The organism is Maribellus comscasis, from assembly GCF_009762775.1.
Taxonomy (GTDB): domain Bacteria; phylum Bacteroidota; class Bacteroidia; order Bacteroidales; family Prolixibacteraceae; genus Draconibacterium; species Draconibacterium comscasis.
The window spans coordinates 5,370,076-5,383,001 of the sequence record NZ_CP046401.1; the positions used below are offsets into that span (position 1 = coordinate 5,370,076).

10 protein-coding genes and 2 tRNA genes are annotated in these 12,926 nt (G+C 38.1%); 8 read left to right on the plus strand and 4 right to left on the minus strand.

Annotation, left to right across the window (positions count from 1 at the left end):
• Positions 1–317: 317 nt before the first annotated feature.
• The 4 genes from galU to GM418_RS21735 all read right to left on the minus strand — a co-directional run bounded on the left by galU (position 318) and on the right by GM418_RS21735 (position 5,275).
• Positions 318–1,187: a UTP--glucose-1-phosphate uridylyltransferase GalU gene (galU, locus tag GM418_RS21720; RefSeq protein ID WP_158869318.1), complete on the minus strand. Its 870-nt coding sequence runs from the start codon at positions 1,185–1,187 to the stop codon at positions 318–320.
• 2 nt (positions 1,188–1,189) lie between these two features.
• Entirely contained in the window at positions 1,190–2,194 is a 1,005-nt protein-coding gene (locus GM418_RS21725) for a mevalonate kinase family protein (protein WP_158869319.1), read from the minus strand.
• 23 nt (positions 2,195–2,217) lie between these two features.
• Complete coding sequence (locus GM418_RS21730; protein WP_217447558.1) at positions 2,218–4,122, minus strand: AMP-dependent synthetase/ligase; 1,905 nt, start codon at positions 4,120–4,122, stop codon at positions 2,218–2,220.
• Positions 4,123–4,231: 109 nt separating this feature from the next.
• Positions 4,232–5,275 carry an aldose epimerase family protein gene (locus GM418_RS21735; RefSeq protein WP_158869320.1) on the minus strand — a complete coding sequence of 348 codons (1,044 nt, stop codon included), beginning with the start codon at positions 5,273–5,275 and terminating at the stop codon, positions 4,232–4,234.
• A gap of 126 nt (positions 5,276–5,401) precedes the next feature.
• On the opposite strand from GM418_RS21735, the gene GM418_RS21740 reads away from it, so the two are divergent.
• The 8 genes from GM418_RS21740 (at position 5,402) to GM418_RS21775 (ending at position 12,921) form a co-directional block, all read left to right on the plus strand.
• Complete coding sequence (locus tag GM418_RS21740) at positions 5,402–6,403, plus strand: GntR family transcriptional regulator (RefSeq protein ID WP_158869321.1); 1,002 nt, start codon at positions 5,402–5,404, stop codon at positions 6,401–6,403.
• A 147-nt stretch (positions 6,404–6,550) separates the two neighbouring features.
• Positions 6,551–7,591 (plus strand): UDP-glucose--hexose-1-phosphate uridylyltransferase, encoded by a 1,041-nt coding sequence (locus tag GM418_RS21745; protein WP_158869322.1) that lies wholly within the window; start codon positions 6,551–6,553, stop codon positions 7,589–7,591.
• A 40-nt stretch (positions 7,592–7,631) separates the two neighbouring features.
• On the plus strand, positions 7,632–8,921 hold the full coding sequence (locus GM418_RS21750; protein WP_158869323.1) for a galactokinase: 1,290 nt from the start codon (positions 7,632–7,634) through the stop codon (positions 8,919–8,921).
• Positions 8,922–9,203: 282 nt separating this feature from the next.
• Positions 9,204–9,884, plus strand: a complete 681-nt coding sequence (locus GM418_RS21755; RefSeq protein WP_158869324.1) for an NUDIX hydrolase — start codon at positions 9,204–9,206, stop codon at positions 9,882–9,884.
• A 43-nt stretch (positions 9,885–9,927) separates the two neighbouring features.
• Positions 9,928–11,589, plus strand: coding sequence for a sodium:solute symporter (locus GM418_RS21760; RefSeq protein WP_158869325.1), 1,662 nt, complete (start codon positions 9,928–9,930; stop codon positions 11,587–11,589).
• A gap of 87 nt (positions 11,590–11,676) precedes the next feature.
• The gene (locus GM418_RS21765) at positions 11,677–12,597 is read left to right on the plus strand and encodes a metallophosphoesterase (protein ID WP_158869326.1); all 921 of its coding nucleotides are present in this window, start codon (positions 11,677–11,679) and stop codon (positions 12,595–12,597) included.
• Positions 12,598–12,744: 147 nt separating this feature from the next.
• Positions 12,745–12,818: transfer RNA gene (locus tag GM418_RS21770), tRNA-Asp, on the plus strand.
• A 29-nt stretch (positions 12,819–12,847) separates the two neighbouring features.
• Positions 12,848–12,921, plus strand: a tRNA-Asp gene (locus GM418_RS21775).
• Positions 12,922–12,926: the final 5 nt, after the last annotated feature.

The following is a 12,926-nucleotide window of genomic DNA, read 5'->3' on the forward strand; positions in this document are numbered from 1 at the left end:
TCGTTTGTATTTTTTTGAATTGTCAAAAAACTTTAATGTAAAGGAAGAAGGAATTACTAGCTGAACCAATTTGATTACGCTCCGGCATCCAACAATTTGGCCAACACCGATTGTTTATCCCGGAGCGGATGGGATATGGAATAATTTAATTATATCGGGAGAAGGTGGTATTTATTTTTACAAATACCTTGGTTTTTCTAAAAAAAGTAGGTCGAGGTGAAGCGCCAAAATACCAATGTTCAAAAGTTATGATAGAGAATATACTACTTATTGGAAAAAAATGTCAGCTGTGATTTTTGGCAGCTGACATTTTTCTGTCATAAGTTTCCAACAAAGTCTTTTAGCCAGACTTTAATTGATTCTCCAATTTCCGGATCTTCCAGCGCAAACTCAATATTGGTCTTTAAAAAACCCATTTTGTTTCCAATGTCATACCTTTTTCCGTTAAACTTCAAGCCGTACATCGCTTGCGTTTTTGCCATTTTACGCATGGCGTCGGTTAACTGAATTTCATTGTTTTTTCCGGGAGGTGTTTTTTCAAGCAGATCAAAAATTTCCGGCGTGAAAATATAACGACTGGCAACTGCCAGATTGGAAGGTGCGTCTTCCGGTGAAGGTTTCTCAATCCAGTCTTTGGCTTTAAATACATTTTCTGTAACTGCTTCCCCATCAATAATTCCGTAACGATTGACCAGTTCGGGTTTTACTTCTTCCAGCGCAACGACCGAACTTTGGTATTTTTCATAAACATCGATAAGCTGTTTGGTTACCGGACCGTCTTCGCTTTTAACCAGTGTGTCGCCCAGCAAAATCACAAAAGGCTCGTTATTTACATGGTAGCGCGCATGAAGAATTGCGTCACCCAGTCCGTTCATTTCTTTCTGCCAAACAAAATGGATGTTTGCAAGGTTGGAAATCGAGCGAATTTTATCGAGTGTTTTTAAATCTTGTTTTTTTAACAGCGATTCTTCCAGTATAGGGCTTCTGTCAAAATGTTCTTCAATAGCTCTTTTGCCTTTCCCAATAATCATCAGAATATCGGTAATTCCACTTTCAACGGCTTCTTCAACAACATGTTGTATTACGGGAGTATCTATAATTGGAATCATTTCCTTGGGCTGAGATTTTGTCGCCGGCAGGAAGCGGGTTCCGTACCCCGCCGCAGGAATAACTGCTTTTTTGATCATATTTAATTGTTGTTTATAATGTTGGGTTTTATAACTTCAATTTCGTTATTGTTCATTATGTCGTGCAACTTATTGTACATTATTTCGTCGGCGTAGGTTCCTATTATTGCACCTCCCGAACCGGTAAATTTTGCACTTGCTCCTACCGAACGGGCCAACTCTACCATTTCAATATTTCCCTGTGAAACAGGAATCAGATTTCTTCGCAAATCAAAATTTTCATTGATTAGCTCGTGCATTTTTTGCTTATCCCTCTTTTCAAGAGCGGCTTTAAACTCTTCGGTTATTTGCGCCCATCTCTTCATTGCCTGCAGTACTTTTGCTTCCTTTATATCAAACCGCGCTTTCAGATTATTGTGTACTGTTTCTGTCCCTTCCGACAGGTTTTTTCGGAAGGCGATATAAAAATTTGGGAAATGGACATTGTGCAAAACTTCATATTTGCCATACCCTTCTTTTTCCATAATTTTTTTATCGAAATTCATAAATACCGGTTTTTCGTATGCCTGAGCCACTCTGTCCTGGAGACCTGCTGAGATACCCAATTCGTTGGTTTCAACTGAAAGTACCAAATTCGCAAAAATTGCAGGTTCAATGTAAACTTCATAAAACAAACAAAGGGCTTTTAAGCACGCTGTAAGAATAGCACTTGAGCCAGCCAGTCCTAGCCTTAAAGGAATATTAGAATTGTAGGTAATCGTAAAATTCTTCGAAGCAAGTTTTATGTTGTTCCTTTTACAATATTCGTAAAACACTTTTACGATTCCTTTTATCAAACGCATTCCTCCGTAATATCCTGCAAAATTGATATTATCTACCAACTCATCCAGATTATTATAGGTTGTTTTGTCAGCACGCTGAGGTTTTATTTCAAGCTGAGGTGTCTGGTAAAGCTGAACTTTTGCGACAAAGTTTGAAAAAACGAACGCAATGGTTTTTCCAAAATAGCCATCCGATGGGTTGCCAATAACTGCCGCCCGGGGATATGAATATGTCTCAATAATCATAATCGAATTTTAAAGCCGCAAATTTACGAATTCCATTTTTTTATGGCTTCTAAATTCAATGTATTTTCAATATTTTTTGCTTCAGAAGTATAAAGAAAATCTAACTGAGTTTTGAAATATTCAGTTATCTTTCCACGTACAACTTTCATTGAGGCATTAACCAGTGCGTTTTCCTGCGTAAATGCTTCCGGCAAAACAACTATGTTTGCAGGTAGCCATCTTTCAGGGAATTCACCTTCGTATATTCCGCCTTTTTTATATTGTTGCACATCGTTAAGGATAATTTTTAAAGATTCTCTGTTTCCTTCTTCCGAACCCGGTGTAATGTTTCTTTTTTTTAGTTCCCTGTTTATTGCTTCAACATCAGGAACAAGCATTCCAACGGTAAACGGATTTTGATTATTGTAGAGCATAGCCTGCTGAATAAAAGGCGATTTGTCAACCAGTGCCTCTTCAATTCCTTCGGGACTGTATTTTTCTCCATCATTTCCAATGAGCAAACTTTTAAAACGTCCAAGCACAACCAGGAAATCATCTTTATCCATATACCCCATATCCCCGGTATGTAACCATCCGTCTTTTAAGGTATTGGCTGTTGCCTGTTGATTATTCCAGTATCCCAGCATCACATTATCACCTTTTACAACAATTTCTCCTTTCTGACCTTTGGGTAATTCATTTCCATCTTCGTCCAGAATTTTCAAATCCAGATCTTTTATCAGTTTTCCCGAGGTGCCAAATTTTACCACTTCAGGTGTGTTTGATGAAATTACAGGAGATGCTTCAGTTAATCCGTATCCCTGACAAATTGGAATCCCTACAGCGTAAAAGAAACGTTGCAACTCGGTGTCGAGAAGTGCGCCTCCTCCTATGAAAAACTGAAGATTTCCCCCAAATCCATCACGTATTTTTTTGAAAAGAATAGAATCAAAAAGAGATAGGAGAGGTTTTAGAAATATGCGAAATCCTTTGCCTCGGTTATGTCCTTCGCCATTGTATTTGTATGCAATATTTAATGCAAATTGAAACAATTTATATGTGCTTTCTCCTTTTTTTCGTATTCCGGCTTCAATATTTTTTCGAAAAGTTTTCGAAAATGCGGGAACACTCATCATAAGTGTTGGCTTAATTTCCTGAATATTTTTTGGAATATTTTTCAGTGTTTCAAGCGGTGTATTTCCAATTTCAACCGATGCAATACTTGCTCCTTTGTACATAAAAACGTACAAACAGGTTGTGTGGGCAAAGGCATGATCCCAGGGAAGAATGGCCAGCGTTTTCCATTCCGGTTGTAAATCGAGTAATGAATTTGATTGGACTACGTTTGCGGCATAATTGAGTTGTGTCAGCATAATTCCTTTTGGATCGGCCGTCGTTCCTGATGTGTAAGAGATATTGGCCACATCGCCAGGCTGAATATTTTTCCAAATGGAATCAAATTTTTCAGCATTGTTTTTTAAGTATTCCTCACCAAGTTTGAAAAGCTCTTTGTAGTCGAGGTCTTTTTCTCCGGGATTCTCTTTCCCGTCCAGGTATATTACTTTTTTTAATTCAGGAAGTTCATCTCTGATTGCCTCAACTTTATTTGCATGTTGTTTGGAGACAAAAATATACTTACTCCCACTATGGTAAAGACGAAAAGAAAGTTCATTTTTTTCAAGTCTGATGGATAAAGGGACGTTGATGCCGCCGGCATATAACATGGCAAGTTCACTTATTATCCAATCATTTCTACCATCGGAAATCAACCCGGCTCTGTCACCCTTTTCAAATCCAATGGATACGAGTCCGGCTGCGAGTTTTATAACTTTTTTACGGGTTTCTGTATACGTTGTCCCCCGGTATTTTCCGTCTTTTTTTTCCCATAAATACACGTTTTCGGGAAATTTATTTACCGCTGTTTCAAAGAGCTCAATAATCGTTTTCATAATAAACAATTGGTTCGATTTATTACGTTTAGCGATTCAAATGTAAGAAAAAAAGACAAAAAGGGAACTATATAATGAAAACGCCCGGTTAACCGGGCGTTTTGAAATGTTATATTTTGAATTTATAGACGGTTTTTTCCTTGTATTTTTCTCCGGGTTTTAACAATACGTTTGGAAAATTATCGTGATGAACCGAATCCGGATAGTGTTGTGTTTCAAGAGCAACTCCCGAATAGCTTCCAAATTTTTTCACTCCGTCAATGTTTAGTTCCGGATTCCAGTAGCCGGTGTAAACCTGCATTCCGGGTTGAGTTGTGTAAACCTCAACTTTTCTTCCTGATTTTTCTTCTTTTAAACAAGCAATATATTTGAATTCTCCTTTTTCATTGTCAAAAACATAATTGTCATCGTAACCGGTTGGTAGTCCCTCCATGTCACGAATAAATGTTTTTGATGAAGTGAAATCAAACGGAGTATTTTTGACCGGAACGATTTTGCCTGTCGGTATTTGTTCTACCATCTCAGTCATTTTTGTTGCCGTTAATTCCAGTTCATGGTTCAGAATATTTTCTTTTCCACCGGTTAAATTAAAGTAGGTGTGATTGGTTAAATTCACCACTGTCGTTTTATCGGTTTCAGCCGAGTATTCAATACCCAGTTCATTATTATTGTTTAATGTATAAGTGCAGGTTACTTTTAAATTTCCGGGGTAATTTTCTTCCAGATCAGGACTGAAGTAAGAAAGTTTTACGCCAACATATTCATCGTTTTCAATTGTTTTTGCATCCCAAAGCTTTTTATCAAAACCAATCAATCCGCCATGTAAATGATTTGGCCCGTTGTTTATTGCCATTTCATATGTTTTTCCTTCAATTTCGAGATGCCCTTTTGCAATCCGGTTTCCACAACGACCGATAATGGCACCAAAATAGGGGTAACTTCCCAGGTAGGCTTCACTGATGTAATCTTCCAGCTTTTCAAATCCACAAACAATATTTTCTTTACTGCCCGTTTTGTCAGGGGTGAAAATGCTTGTTATTATTGCACCGTAGTTGGTAATTTTAACAGTTACATCATTGTTGTTTGTTAGCGTAAACAAAGTAGCTTCTTTGCCGTCGGTTAATTTGCCGAATATTTCAGATTGTATTTTCATTGTGTTTAAATTTTTACTACAAAAATGCAAAAATGATCGATCTTACTGGTGGGTACTGGTGGTGTTGTATAGCATGTTGATTTAAAATTGGTTTCTCTTATTTTTGTAATAGCTAAAATCTGAACTGTGAAAAAAGTAGTGACTATAGATTCAGAATCCTCAAAACCAAAATACAGACAAATAATTGACTCGGTTGTAAACGCTATCGAAAGGAAATGTTTGGTAAAAGGAGACAAGATTCCTTCGATAAATCAGATTTGTGGGGAATTTGGTCTAAGCCGGGATACGGTAATGATGGCGTTTAACGAACTAAAAGCCAAAGGAATTTTGTTAAGCCAGCCTGGAAAGGGCTATTATATCGCTTCGACTGATGTGCAGCATGATGAAAAGATTTTTGTGCTTTTTGATGAATTAAATGCTTTTAAAGAAGATTTGTATAATTCACTCATAAATACGCTGAAAAACCGTGCTAGTGTTGAAGTTTATTTTCATCATTTTAATTATAAGGTTTTTAAAAATTTACTTTTAGAAAGTATTGGTAATTATACTTCGTACATAATAATGCCGGCAACTTTTGATAATACAAACCATTTAATTTCAAAGCTGCCCAAAGACAAAGTTTTTATTCTGGATCGCTTAAAAAACGATTTGAAAAATTACCCGGTGGTCTACCAGCACTTTGAGCAGGATTTTTATGACGCACTTGTTGAAGGTCAAACGTTGCTAAAAAAATACCGAAAACTGGTTTTTGTTAATCCGGGCGGAAAAGAACCAGGTCAGCGGAGCACAGGGTTTAAAAAGTTTTGTGAGGAGTTTGATTTCAGTTACGAAATAATAAAGACACTCGACGGAATTCGCCCGGGGTTGTATGAAGCCTACTTTCTAATTTCAGATCGCGATTTGGTTGAGTTGGTGAAGATTGCAAAAAATTACAAGTATAAATTGGGAAAGAAGTTTGGAGTTGTTTCATTTAACGATACAATGTTAAAAGAAGTGGTTTCAGGAGGAATAACAACGATTTCTACTGATTTTGTTGAAATGGGAAAGAACCTGGCGCAAATGGTTCTCGATCGGAAAAGTGGTAAGGTCAGAAATCCATCTAAACTGATTGTGAGAAATAGTTTATGATATAATTTCTGTTGCTAAACATTATATGAATTTACAAAGTGAAAAAATTAAAATATATATTTGTGCCTACCAGTACCTACCAGTTGGCATGGAATGGGTTGGTTAAAAGATAGTTTAGTCAGAATTAAGAAAAAATAACCGCTTACTATGAATTTTAATATTGAAGAACATCCCCATAAAAGATATAATCCGTTAAACGGCGACTGGATTTTGGTTTCTCCGCATCGTGCAAAACGCCCGTGGCAGGGTCAGGTTGAAAAACAGGCCAGCCAGGAGAGACCAAAGTATGATCCCGGATGCTATTTGTGTCCCGGAAATGAAAGGGCAGGAGGCCATAAAAATCCGGATTATAAAGGAACTTTTGTTTTTACCAACGATTTTAGCGCACTTCTGACTGATACTCCTCCCGGTGAGATTAATGATGGTGAACTTTTTCAGGCAAAAAGCGAAAGCGGTATTTGTAAAGTGATTTGTTTTAGCGAAGATCACAGTCTTACTATCCCTGAAATGGAGGTGGAGAATATTCGTAATGTTGTGGATTTATGGTGCTTGCAGTTTGAGGAACTGGGAAGTAATCCTCAAATCAACTATGTGCAGATTTTTGAAAACAAAGGTGCAATAATGGGCTGTTCCAATCCGCATCCCCATGGGCAAATATGGTCATCAGAGGGTATTCCGGTAGAACCGGAAAAGGAGAGTAGAGCTCAGAAAACCTATTTTGAAAAACATGGCAGAACGCTTCTGAACGATTATTTGCAAACCGAACTTGTAAAAGAGACCCGTGTGTTGGAGCAGAATGATTCATTTGTGGCTTTGGTACCTTTTTGGGCGGTTTGGCCATTTGAAACGATGATTGTAAGTAAACGCCCGGTGCAGAATATTCTTCAGTTAAAAGATAAAGAACGTACCGATCTGGCTGATATATATAAAAAATTAACCATTATGTACGATAATCTTTTTGAGACTTCTTTTGCCTATTCAGCCGGACTACATCAGGCACCAACTGATGGGAAAGATTATCCGGAGTGGCATTTGCATATGCATTTTTATCCGCCGTTGTTGCGATCAGCTACAGTTAAAAAATTTATGGTTGGTTATGAAATGCTGGCTACTCCACAGCGTGATATTACACCCGAACAGGCAGCCCAGCGTTTGCGGGATTTACCAAAGATTCATTATAAGAAATGAAATAAATCAAACAATAATTATTTAATCGATAAATAAAGTTATGACTAAAATTAACAGCTTAATTGAAAAAATTAATGGCGGAGATAATCCGTTGTTTCAGGAATTATATGGAACCGAAACTGCAGTTTTAAAAGAACAGGCCGACAGATATGCGGGGTTGATGAGTGAATTTGAACAAACATTTGGGTCTGATGATGTAACACTTTTTAGTTCGCCCGGACGTACCGAGATTGGTGGAAACCACACAGACCACAATTTTGGTCGTGTTTTGGCTGGTGCGGTAAACCTTGACAATATCGCTGTTGCTGCAGCAAACGGAACGGATGTTGTTAAAATAAAGTCGGCAGGTTATCCTGAATTTCAGGTCGATTTGTCGGATTTAAGTATTGATGAATCCAATTTTTATACTTCAAATTCTCTGGTGAAAGGTATCTGCGCCAAAATGAAGGAAAACGGTTATGAGATTGGCGGTTTTAATGCTTGTATCGAAGGCCGTGTACCTAAAGGTTCGGGGTTAAGTTCATCTGCTTCTTTCGAGGTGTTGGTTGGAGCAATTATCAATGCGCTTTTTAACGACGGAAAAATGTCAGCAGTTGAAAATGCAATCATCGGTCAATGGTCAGAAAATAATTATTTTGGGAAACCTTGTGGTTTAATGGATCAGACAGCATGTTCAGTAGGAGGCTTAATTACCATTGATTTTAAAGATCCTGCCAATCCGGTAGTAAAAGAGGTTGATTTTGATTTTGTTGCAACCGGATTTTCACTTGTAATTACTGACGTTGGTGGCGGCCACGATGATCCTGCTTCTCAGGCTGAATACGCATCATTGCCTACTGAAATGAAATCGGTTGCTGCGGAACTGGGGGCGAACGTTTTACGTGAAGTAACATTGGAGCAAATTGTTGACAAAATTCCTGAAATTCGTAAAAAAACAGGCGACAGAGCCATCTTACGCGCCTATCATTTTCAGGGAGATAACCAGCGTGTTGTGGATCAGGTGAGCGCTTTGGAAAACAACGATTTTGAATCATTCCTGAAAATGGTTGTTGAATCAGGTTATAGTTCTTATATGTACAATCAGAATATTTTTGACGTTGTTCATAAAGATGAACAGGTGGTTTCACTGGCACTGGCTTTAAGCGAGATGGTGCTGAAAGGAAGCGGTGCATGGCGTGTGCATGGTGGTGGATTTGGTGGAACAATCCAGGCTTTTGTTCCGCAAGACAAATTGAATGAATACGTAAGCACTCTGGAACATGTGTATGGAAAAGGAGCTTGTCATAAATTGTTTATCAGGTCAAAAGGTTCGGTGAAGCTTGATTTCTAGGTGTTATTGCAACTTCGTTAATTGAAGCAGCTATTTTTGCCCGTAACGAGAGCTGCTTATTTACTCTGAGTATCTGATATTCTTTGAAAGAAAGGTTCAAAGATCAGAACATTATAAATTTGGTTAAACTATTTTAAGAGTCTGTCAGAATTTTTGGCAGGCTCTTTTGTTTTACCTCAAGCCGGTGGCTTTCTGTTATAAAACATGTTTTTAAATAAAAGTGAGTATTGATAAAGAAAAGTAAAAATTACTTTTATAGCTTTATGGCGATTAAATCTAATTATGAGTTATTACGAAAATCAAACCAAATTTTTAGTGTCAGTTGATTGTGTCATTTTCGGTTACGAAGAAGAACAACTGAAATTGTTGGTTTACCCCCGTGCTTTTGAACCTGTAAAAGGTTCATGGTCGTTAATGGGGGGATTTGTAAAACAGCTTGAATCTGCTGAAGAAGCTGCATACAGAGTACTACAGGAAACAACTGGGTTAAGTAATATTTTTCTTGAACAGGTAAGTGCTTTCTCCGGAACTACCCGGGATCCCTTTGAAAGAGTAATTAGTGTGGTGTATTTTGCATTAATTCGAATCAATCAGTCAGATGAGGAACTGATAAAAAGTCACGGCGCAAAATGGTGGCCTGTCACAAGTCTTCCAAAATTAATTTTTGACCACCGGGAAATGGTTGAAAGATCGATGAATATTTTGCAGCAGAAAGCCGGATCAAGTTTAATCGGAACTGAGCTGTTGCAGAAGAAGTTTACTTTTATGCAGCTTCGAAAATTGTATGAAGCCATTTATCAGCGGGAATTTGATCCGGGGAATTTTAGAAAGAAGATTTTATCGCTGGGGGTACTTGAGAAATTAGATCAAAAGAATTCAACAGAATCAAAAAAAGGAGCATATTATTACCGGCTAAAACCAAATTTGCAAGTAGAAGTTTTAGATCGGATTGTTAAAATTTAAACCTTAAAGAAATCATTAAACTAATAATTAAAAACATCGAAAAATGAGTACACTGGACTGGATCGTTCTCGGGCTGTTTTTTTTAGGCCTGGTTGGAGTCATTATTTGGGTTCTTAAAAAGAAAGATAAGGATACTTCCGATTATTTTCTCGCAGGAAGAGACGCTACCTGGATTGCGATAGGTGCCTCAATTTTTGCATCAAATATCGGGTCAGAACACCTGGTGGGATTAGCCGGAGCCGGAGCTGAAAGCGGTATGGCTATGGCACACTGGGAGATGCATGGTTGGGTAATACTGATGCTGGGATGGTTGTTTGTGCCGTTTTATGCAAGAAGCAAAGTGTTTACCATGCCTGAATTTTTGGAGCGAAGGTATAATCCAGAGGCAAGATCTTTTCTTTCAATTATATCAATAGTAAGTTATGTACTTACAAAAGTTGCGGTTACCGTGTATGCCGGCGGAGTTGTGTTTAAAGATGTTTTTAATATCGATTCAATTAGCTTTTGGGGATATAATGTGGATTTTTTCTGGGTGAGTGCGATTGGATTAGTTGTATTAACCGGACTTTATACCACTTTTGGCGGGATGAAAGCGGTTCTTTATACATCGGTTTTACAAACGCCAATTTTGCTGATTGGTTCAATAGCCATATTGATTTTGGGTTTGATTAAGGTTGGTGGCTGGGGCGAACTGATGGAGATTACAAGAGCAAATGTTACAGTTCATGGGGACTCGATGGCAAGTTTGATGCGCTCACACAACGATCCTGATTTTCCGTGGACAGGTGTAATTCTTGGCTCAGCGATTATTGGTTTTTGGTATTGGTGTACCGACCAGTTTATTGTACAACGTGTACTTTCCGGTCGCGATATGACCCAAGCCAGAAGAGGAGCTATCTTTGGGGCTTATTTGAAATTAACACCGGTTTTTATCTTCTTAATTCCCGGAATGATTGCTTATGCATTAAACCAGAAAGGATTAATAACACTTAGTTCAAACGATGCAGCTTTTTCTACCTTGGTAACCGAATTACTTCCGATCGGATTTAAAGGAATTGTTATTGGAGGTATTCTGGCCGCTTTAATGAGTTCGCTGGCCTCGTTATTTAATTCATCGGCAATGTTATTTACCATCGATTTCTATCAGAAATATAAACCCAATGCCTCCGATCGGCATTACGTTGTTGTTGGAAGAATTGCCACCGTCGTTATTGTTATTCTCGGAATTGCCTGGATTCCGGTTATGAAAGGACTTGGGAAAGTATTGTATGAATATCTTCAGGAGGTGCAGTCGCTTCTGGCGCCGGGAATTGCGGCAGTTTTCCTGCTCGGTATCCTGTCAAAGAAAACTACACCCAAGGCCGGTTTTTACGGATTGGTTATCGGCTTTGTGTTGGGAATGACCCGCCTGGTTATAAATGTATTTAAAGGTTCGGTAACAGAAGGAACATTTATGCACAATATATTTATTGACATGAATACATATCATTACGAAGGATATATTTTTGCACTTGTTATTATTGCAATGATCGTGATCAGTTATTTTACAAAAGTAAAAGATGCGAGTGTGATTCAAGGCCTTACCATTGGCTCTGCAACCGCTGAACAGCGTGCTGAAGTCAGGGCAAGCTGGAGTAAATGGGATGTGATAAATTCAGCAATTATTATTGCAATTATTCTTGTATTCTACTCCTATTTCTGGTAAAAAACACTGTAAGATATATTTTAGAAATAGTCGTCTGACATTCGTCGGATGGCTATTTTTTTTTACTTTAGATTTCATTTTTACAATATGTATGATATAATCGGAGACGTACATGGGCAGGCATCGATCCTAAAAAAACTTTTACTGGAAATCGGGTATCAGAAGTCTGGTACGGGATACGTTCACCCTGAACGTAAAGCAGTTTTTGTAGGTGACTTTATTAACAGGGGGCCCGAAATAAAAAAAACAATCCGGATAATTCGCTCCATGGTAGAAAATGGAAATGCTTTGGCTGTGCTCGGAAATCATGAAATAAATGCCATAATATATTATCTGAAGTTTAAAACCGGCGATCCTTTGGTAAAATCTTCCAATAAAAATTTTTTCGCATTGTTTAAAACCATTAGTCAGTTTTCGGGAAATGCTGATGAGTTTCTGGACCACTTGAAATGGATGCGGACCTTGCCTTTATACCTGGATATGGGAGACTTTAGAGTTGTTCATGCGTGTTGGTCGCAGCCTGCAATTGACTTTGTTAAAGAGAATATTCCTGCCGGAAAGATAAAAAAGAGTGTTTTTCGTGAAATTTACCGGAATTCAAAATCAGGAATAGGTAAACATATTTGGACATTAAGCAAAGGTGTTGATTTTACTCTTCCCGGCGATCTGAAGATAATCAGCAATAAAGGAGTGTCGCCCCGTACATTCAGAATGCGGTGGTGGGAAAAACCACAAGGCAAAACATTTGAAGAGATGTCGTTTGAGAGTAAATTTTCACTTCCGGATTATACCATTCCGCAACAAATTATTCCGGAAAACTATGTCTATCCGGAAGATGCTCCTATTGTCTTTTTTGGACATTATTGCAGGGGAAGGGGACCACATATTGTTAAGTCAAATATTTGCTGTGTCGATTCATGTGTAAATGGTACAAAAAAACTGACTGCTTACCGCTGGAATGGTGAAAAAACATTAAACAAAGAGAATTTGGTTCAGGTTGGAAGGTAGTTTTGTTTTAATTGTTTGATTTCTAGGTGTTTGGGGTGTTTTTAAAAAAATCAATTTTTATATTGCAGAAAAAAAAAGAAAGTATATATTTGCAACACCTTTGAAAAGCGCATTTAGCGAAATCAAAGGTAGTTCATTAAAAGAAACGGTGGCGTAGTTCAGTTGGTTAGAATGCCGGCCTGTCACGCCGGAGGTCGCGAGTTCGAGTCTCGTCGTCACCGCTTATTTTTTTGATGAACACCATTTTATTGGTGGCGTAGTTCAGTTGGTTAGAATGCCGGCCTGTCACGCCGGAGGTCGCGAGTTCGAGTCTCGTCGTCACCGCAAAG